The 18,210-nt window shown below is 57.6% G+C and carries 7 protein-coding genes; 5 read left to right on the top strand and 2 right to left on the bottom strand.

Annotated elements, in window-relative coordinates:
• Positions 1-270: 270 nt before the first annotated feature.
• A complete protein-coding gene (locus HMPREF2884_RS08505) occupies positions 271-1,671 on the top strand; it encodes an MFS transporter (RefSeq protein ID WP_005508870.1) in 1,401 nt (466 codons plus the stop codon).
• 154 nt (positions 1,672-1,825) lie between these two features.
• Here HMPREF2884_RS08505 and HMPREF2884_RS08500 read toward each other — a convergent pair whose 3' ends face one another.
• Positions 1,826-3,244 (bottom strand): NAD(P)H-quinone dehydrogenase, encoded by a 1,419-nt coding sequence (locus HMPREF2884_RS08500; RefSeq protein WP_044142785.1) that lies wholly within the window; start codon positions 3,242-3,244, stop codon positions 1,826-1,828.
• Between the two features lie 154 nt (positions 3,245-3,398).
• Positions 3,399-7,148 carry a transcription-repair coupling factor gene (gene mfd / locus HMPREF2884_RS08495; protein ID WP_070616770.1) on the bottom strand — a complete coding sequence of 1,250 codons (3,750 nt, stop codon included), beginning with the start codon at positions 7,146-7,148 and terminating at the stop codon, positions 3,399-3,401.
• A 557-nt stretch (positions 7,149-7,705) separates the two neighbouring features.
• Between mfd and HMPREF2884_RS08490 the strand changes: the two genes are divergently transcribed.
• The 4 genes from HMPREF2884_RS08490 to HMPREF2884_RS08475 all read left to right on the top strand — a co-directional run bounded on the left by HMPREF2884_RS08490 (position 7,706) and on the right by HMPREF2884_RS08475 (position 17,871).
• The gene (locus tag HMPREF2884_RS08490; protein WP_049355948.1) at positions 7,706-10,072 is read left to right on the top strand and encodes a fibrinogen-like YCDxxxxGGGW domain-containing protein; all 2,367 of its coding nucleotides are present in this window, start codon (positions 7,706-7,708) and stop codon (positions 10,070-10,072) included.
• 528 nt (positions 10,073-10,600) lie between these two features.
• Complete coding sequence (locus HMPREF2884_RS08485) at positions 10,601-13,069, top strand: fibrinogen-like YCDxxxxGGGW domain-containing protein (RefSeq protein WP_070616767.1); 2,469 nt, start codon at positions 10,601-10,603, stop codon at positions 13,067-13,069.
• 344 nt (positions 13,070-13,413) lie between these two features.
• Positions 13,414-14,274, top strand: a complete 861-nt coding sequence (locus HMPREF2884_RS08480; protein WP_070616766.1) for a hypothetical protein — start codon at positions 13,414-13,416, stop codon at positions 14,272-14,274.
• Between the two features lie 213 nt (positions 14,275-14,487).
• Positions 14,488-17,871: a fibrinogen-like YCDxxxxGGGW domain-containing protein gene (locus HMPREF2884_RS08475; protein WP_246827952.1), complete on the top strand. Its 3,384-nt coding sequence runs from the start codon at positions 14,488-14,490 to the stop codon at positions 17,869-17,871.
• Positions 17,872-18,210: the final 339 nt, after the last annotated feature.

Here is an 18,210-nt window from a genome sequence, read left to right as displayed (position 1 = left end):
CTCTTGCCTGTTTAGGTGGGATTTACGCCGCTAACCCTTGTGTTCGCGTCCAGATAGTGGCTGTATTTGTTTGGGTTTTTCTGAACAGAGTTATAATGTTGCACTTTAGAGGAGCCTTTCAGAATCCGACGCCTGCCGCACCCCACCCGGTGCGGTCACGGCACCCAGTACGCGCCTACGGCACACCCGCCTCCCGCGCTGACCGACAACGGAACACCTACCTCAGGCTCCATGTGTACACACAAATTCACCATCTCGGGAGTTTTCCTCATGAGCGCTTCTGCATCCGACACGAAAGCGTCTGCTGCACCGGTGAAGAATACGACTCCTCGCAGTCGAGTTATTCTCGCCTCGCTCGTTGGTACCACCATCGAGTTCTACGATTTCTACATTTACGCCACGGCAGCAGTGGCTGTGTTCCCCGTACTGTTCTTCCCCTCGAAGGACGCAACCACCGAGCTTCTGGCTTCCTTCGCTACCTTCGGCGTCGCATTCATCGCGCGCCCCCTCGGTTCCGTGATCTTCGGCCACTTCGGCGACAAGATCGGTCGTAAGGCTACCCTCGTCGGTGCACTGCTCACCATGGGTCTGGCAACCTTCATCATCGGCCTGCTGCCCACCTATCACCAGATTGGTCTGTGGGCACCGACCATGCTGACCATTATGCGTTTCTGCCAGGGCTTGGGCCTGGGCGGCGAATGGTCCGGTGCGGCGCTGCTCGCGAGCGAATACGCTGAGGATGGCAAGCGCGCCCGCGCCGCGATGTGGCCTCAGCTGGGTGCACCCATCGGCTTCGTGCTTGCGAACGGCTTCATGCTGTTGCTGACCAGCTGGATTACCTTCAACTCCGCAACCGACGCGAAGAACCTCGAGCACCCCTTCCTCATTTGGGGTTGGCGTATTCCGTTCCTGCTGTCCATCGTGATGGTCGCCGTTGGTCTGTACGTGCGTTTCAAGCTGGAGGAGACCCCCGTCTTCGCCAAGGCTGCCGCTAACAATGAGAAGGTGAAGACCCCGCTCGTTGAGGCGTTCAAGGTCGCTTGGTGGCCCATGATTCAGGGCACCTTCATCATGGTGGCATGCTACGTGCTGTTCTACCTGATGACCGCTTGGGTCCTCTCCTACGGTATCGGCAAGGCGGATAAGGGCGGCCTAGCGATCCCCTACCGCGAGTTCCTGATCATTCAGCTGATCTCCATTATTGGCTTCGCGATCTTCATTCCGATCTCGGGTTGGCTGGCTGACAAGTACGGCCGCCGCACCCAGCAGCTGTGGACCACCATCGCGATGGCTGTCTTCGGTCTGTCCTTCGGTCTGTTCATCTCCCCCTCCGTTGTTGGTACCGGCGCGAACGCAAACGCCGCTGTGGTTACCCTCTTCATCTTTATCGGTATGTGCCTGATGGGTCTGTCCTTCGGTTCCATGTCCGCATACCTGCCGGAGCTGTACCCCACTAACGTGCGTTACACCGCCAGCGGTATCGCCTACAACGTGGCGTCCATCCTCGGTGCGGCACTGACCCCGTTCGTGGCTGTTTGGCTGAACACTTCCTACGGTGTGGCTGCAGTGGGCGGCTACCTGGCATTCGCCTCGATCCTGAGTGTTGTCTTCATCCTGCTCACTCACGAAACCCGTGACGTGGATATGAACGCCGTCAGCACCACGAAGTAAAACTTCGCAGGGGCTAAGGCGTCTCTACAGCAAAGCGGTGGGGGTCGCCTCCTGAATCTAAGGAATTCAGGAGGCGACCCCCACCGCTTTTATACTGTTCCGGGATGCTGCACCAGGCGGGGAACGCCCAGCTCAGCACCTAACAGGTTGATGCCTACAGACCGCGAGTGTGCAGCTTACGTGCAGCCTCAGCAATAGAGCCCGAGAGCGAGGGGTAGACCGTGAAGGTATCCGCCAGGTCATCCACCGCGAGCTTCTTCTCCACCGCCAGGGCAATGGGGTAAATCAGCTCGGAAGCACGCTGACCAACCACCACGCCACCAATGACGGTGCCGGAGTGTCGGCGAGCAAAAATCTTCACGAAGCCGTCGCGCATCGCCATCATCTTCGCGCGCGGGTTCGTGCCCAGCTGCAGGGTCACCGCGTCACCGCGGTAGGCGCCTTCGGCAAGGTCCTTCTCACTCACGCCTACAGTCGCAATCTCCGGGGAGGTGAAGATGTTCGCGGCAACCTTATCGGTACGCAACGGGCGCACCGCATCACCGAGGATATGGGCCATAGCGATACGGCCCTGCATCGCAGCCACGGAAGCCAGCGGGTACACACCCGTGCAGTCGCCGGCGGCGTAAATGCTGTTCACGCTCGTACGGGACACACCGTCCACCTTAATATGACCGCTCGGAGTCTGCTCAACACCGACGTCTTCCAGGCCCAAATCTTCAGTGTTCGGAATCGAACCAATAGCAACCAGACAGTGAGTGCCAGAAACCTTACGACCATCCGACAGAGTCACAATAACGCCGGAGCCGTCCTCAGTACGCTCAACAGCAGCCGCACGGGAACGCGGCATCACTCGCACACCGCGACGTTCAAAGACGTCCTCCAGCACGCGAGCTGCGTCCTCGTCCTCACCGGGAAGCACACGGTCACGCGAAGACACCAGGGTCACCTTAGAACCCAGACCGTTATACGCCGAAGCGAACTCGGCACCGGTCACACCCGAACCAATCACAATCAGTTCCTCGGGAACCTCGGAGAGGTTGTACAGCTGAGTCCAGGTCAGAATGCGTTCGCCGTCAGGCATACCGGTCGCCATTTCACGCGGATGCGTACCCACCGACAGTAGCACAAAGTCCGCGTGCAGGGGGTAGACGAGGCCCGCCTCGTCAGTCACCTGCACGGTGTGGCGGTCAAGGAGCTTACCGGTACCGTGAATAATCTTCACGCCTGCAGAGGCCAGGGCACGCTTAATGTCGGCAGACTGCTGCTGGGCCAGGTCGCGGACTCGGCGGTTCACGCGGTCCATATCAACACGAAGCTGCGGCGCCTTACCCTTCGTGTTTTCAATGCCCAGGCTACCCGCCTCGGAGAAGCGGGTCATCATATCCGCCGTAGCAATCAGGGTTTTAGAGGGCACAACGTCAGTCAGAACGGCGGAGCCACCAATGGCATTGCGTTCGATCAGAGTCACGTCCGCGTTGGATGCGGCAGCCACCATCGCTGCCTCGTAGCCGCCGGGGCCACCACCAATAATTACAATTCGCTGAGATGCATAGTTCACCGTTGAAGTCATGCCTTAATTGTGAGCTATGCCGCCCCTACGGGGCAAACGCACTCGCCGTGCAGATGTGCCATATTGTGGCAATCTGCACGGCGAGCATCTTCATGGTTCGGCATCATGGTTCGGCAGCCCGATATGACTGGGCGGCGCCTACCCCTGTATGTCTCTACTCCTCGAGAGCCTGCGGCTTCTCCGAGTAAATCGAGTTAATGAACTTCTCAGCCCACTGCAGCATCGCGCCATCCACCAGGTCCTTACCGCCCACCGGCATGGTCTTCGGGCGCGGAACCAGCGTCAGCCAGGTGTCCATACCCTTCGGCTGGGCGTGTGTGGAGCCAGGGTACACGCGCTTCAGACGCATCTGGCGGGACTCCGGCAGCGGCGTAGCGGTTACCACGCGCACCTTCGGGCCCAGAACCACCATCTCGTGAATACCGGCGGCACGGGCGTGCATACGCACCGTCGCCACGGCAAGTAGGTTCTCTACCGCCTCCGGCAGCTCGCCGTAACGGTCGACCAGCTCCTCGCGAGCCTCCGCAATCTTCTCTTCGGTATCGGCGGCAGCAATCTGACGGTATGCCTGCAAGCGCAGACGCTCAGAATCAATGTAGGTGTGCGGAATATGCGCGTTGACGGGCAGGTCAATCTTCGTCTCGACCTCGCGCTCTTCCTTCTCGCCGCGGTAGTTTGCGACCGCCTCGCCGACCAGGCGCAGGTACAGGTCAAAACCGACCCCGGCAATATGACCGGACTGTTCGCCGCCGAGCAGGTTGCCGGCACCGCGAATCTCCAGGTCCTTCATCGCAAGCTGCAGGCCAGCGCCCAGCTCATTATGGGTCGCCACAGCCTTCAGACGCTCGTGCGCAATCTCACCGAGGGTCTTATCCACCGGGTACAGGAAGTAGGCGTAGGCGCGCTCGCGGCCACGGCCCACTCGGCCACGCAGCTGGTGTAGCTGGCTCAGACCGTAGTTCTGGGCGTGGTCGACAATGAGGGTGTTCGCGTTCGAAATATCCAGGCCGGTCTCCACGATGGTGGTGCACACCAGCACGTCAAAGCGGCGCTCCCAGAAGTCCACAATAATCTGTTCCAGGCGCGATTCACTCATGCGGCCGTGGGCGGTGGCGATGCGCGCCTCCGGCACGAGCTTGCCGATTTCGGCGGCAACATCGTCGATGTCAGCCACGCGGTTGTGCACGAAGAACACCTGTCCTTCGCGCATGAGCTCGCGGCGGATTGCGGCAGTAATCTGGCTGTCGGTTCGCGGACCGACGAAGGTCAGCACGGGGTGGCGTTCCTCCGGCGCGGTGGCAAGGGTGGAGGTCTCGCGAATACCGGTTAGCGACATTTCCAGGGTGCGCGGAATCGGGGTTGCACTCATGGCGAGCACGTCCACGTTGGTGCGCATCTGCTTGAGCTTTTCCTTGTGCTCCACGCCAAAGCGCTGTTCCTCGTCAATGATGACCAGGCCCAGGTCCTTGAATACCACGCTATCCGAGAGGATGCGGTGGGTACCGATCACCACGTCCACCGCGCCGGATGCGATTTCTTCGGTAATCTGGCGGGTTTCCTTCGCCTTCTGGAAGCGGGATAGCACACGAATCTTCACGGGGAATCCCGAGAAGCGCTCGCTGAACGTCTCGTAGTGCTGCTGCGCGAGCAGGGTCGTGGGTACGAGCACGGCAACCTGTTTGCCGTCCTGCACCGCCTTGAATGCGGCACGTACGGCGACCTCGGTTTTGCCGAAGCCCACATCGCCGGAAATGAGGCGGTCCATGGGGATTTCTTTCTCCATGTCCTCCTTTACCTCGTGGATGGCGGTGAGCTGGTCGGGAGTCTCGTTGTAGGGGAAGGACTCCTCCAGCTCTCGCTGCCAGGGGGTGTCTGCGGCGAAGGCGTGACCGCGCGAGGCCTGGCGTGCCGAGTAGAGTTTCACCAGGTCGGCGGCGATTTCCTTGACTGCCTTGCGGGCGCGGGACTTGGTCTTCGCCCAGTCGCTGCCGCCCATCTTGGACAGGCTCGGGTTCTCGCCACCCACGTAGTTGGAGATCAGGTCCAGCTGATCCGAGGGCACAAAGAGACGGTCGGGAGCGCCACCGCGCTTGGCGGGGGCGTACTCGATGACCAGGTATTCCTTCATGGGCTGCACGCCGTTGACCGGGGAGGCGCCCGCCACCGGGCGAGAAGTCATCTCGACGAAGCGACCGATGCCGTGGCGTTCGTGTACCACGTAGTCGCCGGGGTTCAGCGCGAGAGGATCAACCGCGTTGCGGCGGCGGCGCGTCTTGAATTTCTGTCCGGCGGCGCCTCGGGGTGCGTAGGTGCCGCGGCGGCCGAGCAGTTCGGCTTCAGTGAAGACGGCGAGCTTCGCCTCCTCGATGAGGAAGCCTGCGGAGGCGGGCGCCTCGCAGACCTCAACGATGCCGTGTTCGAGGTCCCCGGCGGGGTCGGCTTCGAGGCTGGTTCGGCGGGCTGCGGGTACGGCGGGTGCCCCTTCGCCGGAGTGGAAGAGGTCGATGAGGCGGTCGGTGGAGCCGCGGCCGTTGGTGAGGGCGAGGACAGTCCACTGTTGCTGGATGAGGTCGCCGACCTGGCTGAGCATGCGTTCGACGGATCCGTTGAATGCGGTTGCGGGGGTGGCGTTGACAGTGTAGGTGTCGATGCCATCTTCGATGGCGTCAGCGATGTTCTGGTTTTCGAGTGCGCCTGCGGCGGCGTCTTCGAGCAGGTCTGCGTCGGTGACGAGTTCGGTGATTTCCCACCAGCTGAGTTTGGCTTCGAGTGCCTGTGTGGTGGTTTGGTCGATGGTGCGGAATCCGCTGTCGCTCATACGCAACTGGCCCAGGTCGATGGGCGAGACGGCGTCTGCTTCCGCGGCAGTGTCCCAGGCGGCGGCGAGGAATTCTTCGTTGGTGGCGACGAGGTCTTCGGCGCGGGCACGCACGCGTTCGGGTTCGACGTTGATAATCATGGACCCAGCCGGCAGTAGCTCGGTGAGGGTGTTCATGGATTCGATGAGTAGCGGGGTGAGTGATTCCATGCCTTCGACGTAGATTCCGCCGGCAATCTTTTCGAGCATGGTTGCGGCTGCCGGGTAGTCGGCTTTCAGGCGTGCGGCGCGGCTCATGACCTCGGGGGTAATGAGCAGTTCGCGGCAGGGCAGCAGGGTGAGTTCGGTGAGCTCCTCTCCCCCGCTGAGGGTGCGCTGGTCAGCGACAGAGAAGTGGCGCATTTCGTCGAGTTCGTCACCAAAGAATTCGAGACGTACGGGGGTAGTTGCGGTGGGCGGGAAGACGTCGATGATGCCGCCTCGTACGGCGTATTCGCCGCGCTTGGCGACCAGGTCTACGCGGGAGTATGCGGCGTCGTTGAGGCCGCGCACCACATCTTTGAAGGGGTATTCTTTGCCGCGGACCAGGTGCACGGGTTCGAGCTTTTCGATGCCGGTGACGATGGGCTGGATGACGGCGCGTACGGGTGCGATAACGACTTGGGGGCGTTTAGCCGCGTCCCCGGTCATGGCGCGCAGTACCTGCAGGCGGCGGCCGACAGTATCGGAGCGCGGTGAGAGGCGTTCGTGGGGCAGGGTTTCCCAGGCGGGGAAGAGCGCGATGTCTGCGGCGGGCAGGTAGGAGCGCAGGGCTGCGGCGAGGTCTTCTGCTTGACGGTCGGTGGGGGCGACGATGAGACTGAGCGCTTCAGCGGTGGTATCACGTACTGCAGTGGAGATGTCTGCAATGAGCGCGGCGTGGGTTCCGGCGACGGCGCCGATGAGGGTGCGTGCGCTGCGTTCGGTGGGCTGTGCGGAGGCGGCGGTGCGGATTGCGGCCCAGCTGCTGAGTTGGTTGAGGGTGTTCAGGAGGGGGTGCAGGGGTGCCTCGAGGGGCTGTGCGGTAGCTTTTCGGGTGGTGCTCACGGGTTCTCCTGAATCTGGGGTCTTCGCCTGCAGCGGTTGAGCTGGTGGAGGGCTGCTATGGATGGTCGGTATTGGGCGGTGCCGGTTGGGGGTGTCCGAGTGAATTTGCCTTTATTTCACGGTGCTTTATATGTGTTTTGGGTGTGTTTTATGCAGCTTTTCCATTGTAGGGCTAGTCTGCTTTTTCTGGCATTTTTCTCTGGTGTTCTTCTGCGATGGAATATATTCCTTTTTGCACTCGATTGTCGCTTTCGTGGGTGATACTTGAGTATGGTTTTCTTCCGTGTCTGTTCCTGTGCCACAACGTTCATCGCATGGGGCGTAAATCACACACTCACGGGCATCTTTGCACTTTGTGCACCATTATTTTCACAGCTTCATCCTGTACCCTAATCATTAACGCTTACAGAAAAACCAGACAGTATATCCCCTTCCGGATTCTGTTTACCTCTTCCAACCAACCTCAGGTTTTCAGTATTTACTGCGGTTTTTCTAGTGCGCTAAATTCACCGTATCTTTCGATGTTTCTTCCGGAACGTCGCATCAGAAAGACGCATATGACAACCACATACACGAACAAACCCGCTGAAAAGCGCCATGTCCATTCATGGTCTGCTAAAAAGTGGGCCGCTTTCGCACTCGCTTTTGGTACCGCTTTCACTGCGGCACCTCTTACTCCTACTACTCCCGCCTCGGCTGCGACCGGAACCCATGACGGTTCCAGCAGCGATAAAGCAGCTGCTTCCTGTTACGAGGTCAAGCAGGTTAATCCTTCTGCCTCCTCTGGCACTTACTGGCTGTACACCCCGCAGATGAGCGGCCCGGCGCAGTTCTACTGCGATCAGGAAACTGATGGCGGCGGCTGGGTCATGATTGGTCGCGGTCGTGAGGGTTGGACCGAGTCTTACAACGGCACCGGCGACCCGAATCAACTGCACCAGAACCCCACCGGTCCTGCCGCTTTTACTCCGGTCCAGCTTCCCGCAAACACTGTCGATGCGCTGCTGAACGGCGTTAAGCCTCAGGACCTTCCCGACGGCATGCGCCTGCGCCGTGCTCACAATGCGAGGGGAACCCAGTGGCAGAACGTTTATGTTCAGCGTCCTCAGACTGAGCAGTGGACCTGGGCGATGAGCTACGGTCAGCGTTGGGGCACCGTGAAGTTCACCGGCGCCGGCATTAACCGCACCGCTCATATGGGCGGTTCCGCTTCGGAGATGGCTCCGGGCATTACCACCAGCTCTGTTCGTTTCTTCGCGAACCCGAACCAGGGCTACCAGATTGGTTTTGCGTACGGTGCACTGGTGAACTTCGGTAATGAGAATTCTGATTCGTATATTTACCACAAGCGCGGTTCCTTCGGTTACTCTATCCCCTTCACTCAGGTGTTCCTGCGCCCGAAGCTGACTCAGCGTGACTTGAACTTCTCGCAGATTGGTTCTGGCTCTGCCGCCAGCAACCGTCGTGCTCTGCCCAATAGCTACACGATGCCCGTTCGTTGGCGCACCAGTGAACAGACTGGCACCGGCAAGAAGAACGAGATGAACACTTACGTTCAGGCTATTACTCAGGTAGGCGACACCGTCTTCACCGGTGGCGACTTCAAGTATGTGGAGTCGGCTGGCGGCGAGCGCGTTGATCAGTCGTACCTGGCTGGTTACAACGTGGATTCGGGTGAGCTGGTTCGTTCCTTCCGCCCGACTTTCAACGGCCAGATTAAGGCTCTTGAGGCTCTGCCGAATAACCGCCTGGCAGTTGGCGGCGAATTTACCGAGGTGAATGGCGAGAAGGTTAACCACTTCGTCATTCTGGACGCGACCACCGGTCAGATTGACCGCACCTGGGACCTTCAGATTCAGCGTCGCAATGGCGATGCCGCACAGGTGAAGACTCTGCTGGTTCAGGACGGTTACCTGTATATTGGCGGTAACTTCACCCACGTGAAGGGCAATACTTCTAAGGCGTACGCTTACTCGCGTGGTGCCGCTCGTATTAAGCTTTCGAACGGCGAGGTGGATTGGAACTGGCGCCCGAACTTCAACGGTACGGTCAACGGCATTACTGCCGCCTCGGATAATTCCACTGTTCACGCTGCGGGTTACTTCACTGAGCTGAATAACCAGCGTGCGTTCCGTCTGGCTGCTTTGAATGGTTCTAACGCTTCGAACATTAAGTGGGAGTGGGAGCCGTCGTTGAAGCTGAACATTACTGACCGTATTGTGTACGCGTTCCAGTTCGATGTTCAGGATGCCGGCTCGACTGTGTGGACTGGCGGTGCTGACCACCTGATTGCGAACTACTCGAAGAATGGTTACGGCCGTATTTCTTCGTCGATTTCTAAGTACGGTGGCGACTGGCAGGATCTGCACTTGAGCGGTAACACCATTTACGGTGCATGCCACTGCGGTGACGTACTCTTTGAGGGCTCTACCGGTTACCACACCTACTGGAAGGAGTCGAAGGCAGTTCACCGTATGCGCCTGGTCGCAGCGTTCGATAAGGACAGCGGCGAGGTTATCGGTGAGTTCAGCCCGGTTCTGAAGGGCGCTAGCGGCTACGGTGTCTGGGAGTCCTTCGTGGATTCTCGCGGCAATCTGTGGGTTGGTGGCGACATTAACCGTTCGCTGGGTGCTAATGGTGAGCAGCGCACTGTCGGTTTCGCTCGCTTTGCTTCTCGCGATGTGACCGCCCCCTCGACTCCGTCGAACCTGTCGGTTCAGCGTGATGGTTCGACCGATAAGCTGTCCTGGTCTGGCGTTCGTGAGAGCGGTACTCGCTACCAGGTGCTACGTGATGACCGTGTGATTGCTACGGTCTCGGGTACCAGCTACGAAGTTGAGCACACCGATGGCGCTCGCTACTACGTGCGTTCCATCGATGCATCTGAGAATTTCTCAGCTTCTACAGGAGCTGCTCAGGCTTAGGTCAGGTTGTTGATCTAGTTTCTTTGAGCCGCCGCCTGATTTGGGCTCTGCTGGGTTTGCGGGGTTCGAATCAGGCGGTGGCGCACCCGGGGTGTATACCCCCTATAGTTTTGGTTTAGCCCAAGTTGCCCAGTTTGCTATCGCTTCGCCTCTGCGGCGGCTATGATGGGTTGGGATTCATTGCGTCGGATGGGTTGCTTCCATCCTTCCGATGATGGGCTGAATCTTGGTCTGTGGTGTTTTTTCACTGTTGGTACGACAGGGGAAGCTTCACAGATTTTTTAGCGTTCTGTTTCTTACGGGTGCGTTGCCGTTGTTGGCTTCGTGCGTGAGGGGCGGGGCGTATTCATTCAATTTCCGATAACTACACTCACTGATTCCGGCAGCAGACTCTCTGTTAGTGCAGTTCATAACGCTTCTTCCCTCCCCGATGCATGGTTACTATGCTGTGCCCTGTGTTGGGTGGGTGTTGCTGTGTGAATTGCATTTTTCTGTTGTGTACCGGTTGAGGTCTCTAGGAGAGACATAATGAATTTTCTTCCGTTCGCGCGTGGAGGGCGTTCGCAGGGCGCTGCTTCGTCCGCTTCTGAGGGCTCTCGAGTAGCTTCTCGTGCTGGTTCCCGCGCTTTGGGTGCTGCGGCTGCTTCTTTTGCGATGGTTGCGGCTTCTTTGGGCCCGATTGCTTCGGGGGCTCAGGCTGCTGATGCTCGCTACTATGACGGTTCGTCGAGTGAGCGCGCAGCAGCAAGCTGTTGGGAAGTTAAGCAGAATAATCCGCGGGGTAAGAGCGGCGCGTACTGGCTGTACACCCCGCAGATGAGCACTCCTGAGCAGTTCTATTGTGATCAGGAAACTGACGGCGGCGGCTGGGTCATGATTGGCCGCGGTCGTGAGAGCTGGACCGAGAACTACAACGGTCGTGGCGATGCTAAGCAGCTTCACCAGAATCCCACTGGTTTTGATGCGGTGCAGTTGCCGGGCCAGACGGTGAACGCGCTGCTGAACGGCACCCATCCGCAGGATTTGCCTGACGGCGTGCGTTTCCATCGCGCCATGAACGTGAATGGTACCGCATGGCAGGATTTTAAGGCTACGCGTGCCGCGAGCACCGAGTGGTCTTGGACCCTTCGCTCAACGATGTACTGGTCGAACATTTCGATTACTCATCCGCGACAGTACCGTGGTTACAACTACTACCGTCAGGAGAAGACGGCGGGCAATATCTTCCGTTACGACTATTCGGACGATTTCCGTTCCCTGCACTTCGTGGAGAAGCCTTCGCAGGGTTATAAGCTGGGCTTTACCTATGGCTCGCGCGCTAAGATTACGGGTTGGTTCCAGGATTACCTGTTGAATAGGACTTCTTCCTATATCTACCGCCCGGCAAATGATTCGACCACCCCCCTGGTGTTCACTCAGATGTTCTTGCGCCCGAAGGTGACTCAGAACGATTTGGCGGCTAAGGGTCTGCACGCTTACGGCCAGCAGGGTGCTCCGGCAAGTAGCCGCCGTGCACTGCCCAATAGCTACTCTGAGAAGTGGAAGTGGCGTACGAGTACTGACACCGGTACCGGCAAGAAGGGTGAAATGAACACCCAGGTTGAGGCGATTACCGAGGTTGGTGGCGCTGTCTTTACCGGTGGCGATTTCGCGTACGTTGAGTCCGCAAGCGGCGAGAAGGTCGAGCAGGCCTTCCTCGCGGGTTACGAGGTAGGTACCGGCGAGCTACGCCGGTCTTTCCGCCCGAAGATTAACGGTCAGGTGAAGTCGGTTGAGGCTCTACCGAATGGCCTGCTTGCCGTGGGTGGTTCTTTCGACCAGGTGAACGGCGAGTACTATAACGGTTTCGTGCTTCTGGATCCGAAGACCGGTCAGGTGGCTAAGGACTGGGATATCCGTGTGGTCAGCCGTATTGCTTCTGTTCCGGTTCAGATTAAGACCCTGCACGTGCGTGACGGCTACCTGTACATTGGTGGTTCATTCACTCATTTGAAGGGTCAGACCTCCCCGACCTACGCGTACTCGAGGAACCTGGCTCGCATTAAGTTGAGCAATGGTGAGGTGGATTGGAACTGGCGTCCGGTCTTTAACGGCACTGTTAACGGTGTGAGCGCTTCCGAGGGTAACAGCCACGTGTACGTGGCCGGCTACTTCACGCAGCTTAACGGTGGTGAGGCATTCCGTATCGCCAACATTACCAATCCCCGCCAGAGCGGCGGCGACTGGACTCATGAGCCCTCGTACGTTCCTTCTAGTGCCCAGACCTGGGATTTGAAGAACGAGCGTAAGATGTGGGGTTTCCAGTTCGATGTTCAGGACGCTGGTTCCTCCGTCTGGCTGGGTGGCACCGAACATATGATTAGCCGTTACGAAAAGTCGAGCATGCGCCGCACCTACAGCGCGATTACTCGCGAGGGTGGCGATTTCCAGGATCTGCACCTGAATGGCAATACCATTTACGGCGCGTGCCACTGCGGTGACTTCATCTACCAGGGTGCAACCAAGGTTGATTCGGAGTGGGTGAACGCTACGGACGCCCAGACGATTCGTTTGGTCGCAGCGTTCGATAAGGATACCGGCCAGGTGCTACCGGAGTGGGCTCCGATTATGAACGGCGCCTACGGCTATGGTGTGTGGGAGTCCTTCGTGGATTCGACCGGCACGCTGTGGGTTGGTGGCGATATCCGTAAGTCGCTGGGTGCTAATGGTGTGCAGCCGACTATTGGCTTCGCTCGTTATGCGCCTCGCGATGTGGCGCCTCCGGCTACTCCGAGCAATCTGAAGGTGACGAAGAACGGCTCCAAGGATCAGCTGACTTGGTCGGGTATTTCCGAACGTAATGTGAAGTACCAGATTCTGCGCGATGATCGTCCTATTGCGACGGTTACGGGTACGAGCTATTCGGTAGATCACCGCGATGGCGCCCGTTATTATGTGCGCGCGGTAGATACTGCGGATAACTATTCGGCAAGTACCGAGGCTGTCCAGGCATCATAACCCCTCATCAGGGCGATATGCGCTTTTGTGACAAAGAATTTTAGTGATGTTCGCCCTATTGTCCCGGGCTGGTCCATAACCAGCCCGGGACTTTTTTGCACATTGTGAATCTATTTCATTCATTTACATGAAGGTTTTTTCATTCAGAGATATATATTTACCCTCTATTCGACCCGAAATAGAGCATTATTTAGGGCCTATTCTCATCATTTATAAAAACGTTATTTTTGCGAGTCCAAGTATTCTCCCAGCTTTGCGTGTTAGCCTTTAGGTGCTTTGTCATCGTGCAAGGTATTATCTTCCGGAAATAGTCAATCTCACTCCAACCACTAAAGAGGCTTCCTATGTCAGCATTCTTCAAGCAGCCCTCCCGGTCCCGCCTTCTGGGCACCTTGGGCACCCTTGCAGTATCTGCTCTGGTTCTGAGCGCTTGCGCTACTGAAAACCCGAGCTCCGACAGCTCTTCTTCGGCTTCTGCATCCGCCAGCGTTTCCGCTTCTGGGCACGCTTCTTCCGCTCAGTCCTCGAGCACCTCTCCCCAGGTTTCCGAGCATGGCACCGCTGAAGCCTCCTCTGAAGCTTCGGGCGACGCATCCCCCAAGGCGGATGCTGAGGCTACTTCTTCTGATGGCCAGAAGCTTGAAGAGATTTACACTGGTTCGGAGGAAATGAAGAAGGCTTCTTCCGTGCCCGTGGACACTGAAGAAGTTAAGAAAACCACCGAGCTGGTCAATTCCTACGAAAACATTCTGACCAAGATTAAGGCGGCTCCTTCTGCTGCGCCTTCCCCGGAACGCACCGCTGATCCGAGTAGCGACGAAGAGGCTGAGCAGCAGAACGTTGAGCAGGCCCGCGCTGTTCTCGATGATGAGACGATTCGTTCCATCGAGGCCGTAGCGGTAGACTCCGCTGCCGCTGAGTTTGCTGTGCAGGCTTCCGAATACGCACTGGCAGGCTGGCACTATGAAGGTTCTTCCACTGTAGTGGGTAACCCCCGTATGGCTGAAACTCAGTACAAGGGCCAGCCCGCACGCATGCTGGAAGTATGCATGGATTCTTCCTCCGTGAAGATCTACGACGAGAATAATCAGCCTGTAAAGGATGACAATTCTCCCAAGCGTTCACTCAATATCTACACCCTCGTTCAGGTCGATGGTCAGTGGAAGATCGCAACCCACGACTTCCCGAACAATCCTGATTGCTAGGGTCTAATTAAAGATGCCGGTTTCCAGCTATGATTCTCTGGAAACCGCGCATTGTCGTCCATCGCGCATTAATGTTGATGCGCACTCGATAACATTTCTTGGCATTCATTTGGAGATATTATGAAAGCCCACTTTGGCATGACGGGCTCAGGCTTTTCTCGTTCTGCTATAACCCGCTCAACTCTTTGCTTGAGCATTGCTACGGCTTTGGCTTTGCCCGTAGCTATCCCCGCTATTACGCCGAGTACCGCTGTCGAACAGACTGCGGAAAAAAGGGACTCTGCTTTCTACAATGGCACGACCTCCGAGCGTGCTGCCGCCAGCTGTTGGGAAGCCAAGCAGGCTAACCCCGAGGCAAAGAGCGGCGCATACTGGCTGTACACTCCCGCGATGAGCCAGCCGACGCAGTTCTACTGTGATCAGGAAACTGATGGCGGCGGCTGGGTCAAGATTGGTGAGGGTCGCGACGGCTGGACTGAAAACTACGAGGGTCAGGGCGATACGTCTCAGCTCTACAGCGATGCCGCACCCGCATCGTCCGGTTTGACGCTTGAGCAGGGTAAGGCGCTGAGCTCCCTGCCCGCAGCGAAGACCCCGATTCAGCTTTCGGGTACCACTATTTCTCAGCTACTTAATGGTGTTCGTCCCGATCAGCTGCCCGATGGTTACCGTTTCCGCCGCGCCCTGAACACTTCGGGCACCAAGTGGCAGGAGGCGACGGTGGATCGCCGCCAGACCTCCGAATGGACCTGGGCTCTGCGTTCGAGCGCTGTCTGGTCGAATGCGACCGTCACCAACCCTGAGGAGTTCTCTTCCTATAACGACGAGGGCCGCAAGTACTGGACTAACAACACCTGGGAAGACCACATTCTGCGTGGCCAGAATAACGGCTTCAAGGCTTTGATATTTGATGAGTTGGCTTCGCAGGATTACCGTATGGGTTTCCGTTACGGTGCGAACGCCCCCATTGGGCAGGATGGCTCTGAGCCGGCGATGACCGACGCTCAGAACTCTTACATTTACGGTAAGGACGGTAGGGGTGAAACCTCATTCGGTTACACCCAGATGTTCCTGCGCCCGAAGCTGACCCAGAACGATTTGCATCTGGGCGCTATCCCGGATTCCGGTACTCAGGCGAGCGCTCGTCGTGCCCTGCCCAGTAGCCGTTCGGCGGATTGGCGCTGGCGCACCAGTGCTAAGACCGCCTCCCGTAAAACCACCGAGATGAACACCTATGTTGAGGCCATCACCGAGGTCAATCACGGCAACGGCACCTCCAGCGTGTTTATTGGCGGCGACTTCGAGTACCTTGAGTCCTCTACCGGTGAGCATGTTGCGCAATCTAATATTGCTGCTTTTGACCCGGAAACCGGCGAGTTGCGCCGCGACTTCAAGCTGACTGTTAATGGTCAGGTGAAGGCTGTTGAGGCTCTGCCGAATAACCGTCTAGCGGTTGGTGGCGCCTTTACCCTGGTTAACGGTAAGAAGCATGAGAGCTTCGTCGTTGTTGATGCCACGACCGGTGAAATTGCCCCTGAATGGGCCCAGGTTAGAGTCGAAGATCGTATTCTCACCGAGCCCATGATGGTGAAGACCATCCATCGTCAGGGTGACTACGTATACATTGGTGGCACCTTTACCCACGTTTATGAAAGTGAAAAGGCGGGTGCTGCGTATTCACGCAATATTGCCCGTTTTAAGTTGGGCGAACCTTCTAACGGCGTGCCCGGTATTGTGAGTATAGACCGTAACTGGCGCCAGGTGTTCAACGGTACTGTCAACGGTATTAGCGCCTCCGCTGATAACTCTCACGTTTACGTCGCCGGTTACTTCACCTGGCTCAACGGCGGTCTTGCCTACCGCGTGGCTGATATTACTCAGAACATGCAGAAGGGTAGTCCGTGGGTGTACCAGCACTCTGAGATTCCTACCGGCGCTAATGTCTCTGATTTGCGTAGCGAAACCAAGATTTGGGGTTTCCAGTTCGACGTTCAGGATGCCGGTACCGGCGTCTGGGTGGGTGGTACTGAGCACCTTATTTCTCGTTACGACAAGGCATCCCTGAGCCCCACCTACACTGCAATTACCCGTGATGGTGGAGATTTCCAGGATTTGCATCTGAACGGCAACACCATTTATGGTGCCTGCCACTGCGGTGACTTCCTCTACCAGGATTCGCGTAATAAGCCGTTCCCGGTGAGCGGTTCAAGCGTGATTCATTCGATCAAGCTGGTTGCTGCGTTCGATAAGGACAGCGGTAAGATGCTGCCGGAGTTCTCCCCCGCTATTAAGGGTGACCACGGCTTCGGTATCTGGGAGTCTTTCGTTGATTCTAAGGGCACTCTGTGGGTTGGCGGCGATATTCACCGTTCGCTAGGTGTTCACGGCACCCAGGATACCGTCGGTTTTGCGCGCTTTGAGGCTCGCGATGTGACCCCTCCGGCTACCCCGCAGAACCTGAAGGTAGAGCTGAAGGACGATAAGGACGTTCTGACCTGGGACGCTGTGCAGGATACCGATAGTGTCCGCTACCAGATTCTGCGTGATGACCGAGTCATCGCTAGTACTTCGGGTACGAAGTTCGAGATTGACCACACCGATAACGCACGTTACTTTGTACGCGCGGTGGACAGCTCAGATAACTACTCTGCCTCCACTCCGGTTCAGGTAGCTCCGGTTCGCCCGACTCCTACCCCCACGGAGACCGCGACCGAGACTCCTACCGCTGATCCGACGGCAAGTGCTGATCCGACCGCTACTGCTGACCCCAGTGCTTCGGCAAGCGCTACCCCGAGTGCAGAAGCAACTACTGAGGCGCCGAAGGCCCAGGATCCGGACCCGAAGACTGAGGAGCCCAAGCCCGAGGACCCGAAGCCTGCCGATCCCAAGCCCGAGGACCCGAAGGAAGAGAATCCTAAGGACGAGGCCGCTAAGGACCAGATTGTTCTGCCCTACGCGTCCGAGTGGAAGTACATGGTCTCCAGTCAGGCTCCTAACCGTAAGTACGGTTGGAAGTACAACTTCCACTTCACCTTGGAAGATATCGCGCAGGAAGCATGGCAGACCGGCAAGACCCCGATTGGTGTCGGCACCGGTAACCTCAACACCTCCGTTCATGTTCCGCTTGTGCGTAACCGCCAAAATATCTACGCCTACACCACCATCCAGCTCACTCGTGAGCAGGCGAGCCGCGACCTGGTGCTGACCACCTACGCGGATGACGCTATTGCGGTGGGTGTCAACGGGGAAGAGGTTGGCCGTTCCAACTTCAACATCAGGGGCAAACTGTGGAATAGCGCGGTTGCATCGAGCTCGATTGATACCGCTAAGGCTCAGAAGACTCCGGTGACCTTCACCGTTCCGGCGTCCAAGCTGAAGGTTGGCGAGAACCTCATCGCAGTTGAGGTTCACCCGGGCATTAGTCGACGTAACGTTCGCCCGAATGTAAGCTTCGACCTGCAGGCAACTGCTAAGGCGCCGGTTGCTGAGCAGCCCATGGTCGATAACGCGAACAACGCGGCAGCCGACCGGGGCGAGCGACGCATCGTCAATAACGGAGTCGGAACCCGCGTTCCGATGCAGGCTCGAAGGAACTAATACCTTCTAGACAATCTCAGCTAAATGGGGTTTGATTTTCTGAATGATTCAGGAAATCAAACCCCATTTGCGTGTGCTACCCGTTTTTCTGTGTTTTTTGCATCATTTATTCCTGTTATTTGTGTTTCTGTTATGTGTATCTCAGCACAATGTTCAGATATGAATTCTAAAACCATAATTCACAGGATGAAGGCGTCGATACCCCCGGTTTGTTAGGCTCCTACCCTGCTCGCAGAAACCCGCCAATCTGCACTATAGAGCATTGTCAGCGGCTTTTTGCGACACAATTGTTGACCCTGACCACACGCCCCCTGTCGCACTTTATCTCGTTGTAAAATA

The sequence above is a fragment of the Rothia sp. HMSC073B08 genome, assembly GCF_001812975.1.
In the GTDB taxonomy this organism is placed as follows: Bacteria; Actinomycetota; Actinomycetes; order Actinomycetales; family Micrococcaceae; genus Rothia; species Rothia mucilaginosa.
This window is presented reverse-complemented; position numbering and strand designations above follow the sequence as displayed.

Excerpts from the sequence above, each read along its gene's own strand:
- HMPREF2884_RS08505 (WP_005508870.1), top strand. The coding sequence starts at position 271 with ATGAGCGCTTCTGCATCCGACACGAAAGCGTCTGCTGCACCGGTGAAG.
- HMPREF2884_RS08480 (WP_070616766.1), top strand. The coding sequence starts at position 13,414 with ATGTCAGCATTCTTCAAGCAGCCCTCCCGGTCCCGCCTTCTGGGCACC.
- HMPREF2884_RS08490 (WP_049355948.1), top strand. The coding sequence starts at position 7,706 with ATGACAACCACATACACGAACAAACCCGCTGAAAAGCGCCATGTCCAT.
- HMPREF2884_RS08485 (WP_070616767.1), top strand. The coding sequence starts at position 10,601 with ATGAATTTTCTTCCGTTCGCGCGTGGAGGGCGTTCGCAGGGCGCTGCT.
- HMPREF2884_RS08500 (WP_044142785.1), bottom strand. The coding sequence starts at position 3,244 with ATGACTTCAACGGTGAACTATGCATCTCAGCGAATTGTAATTATTGGT.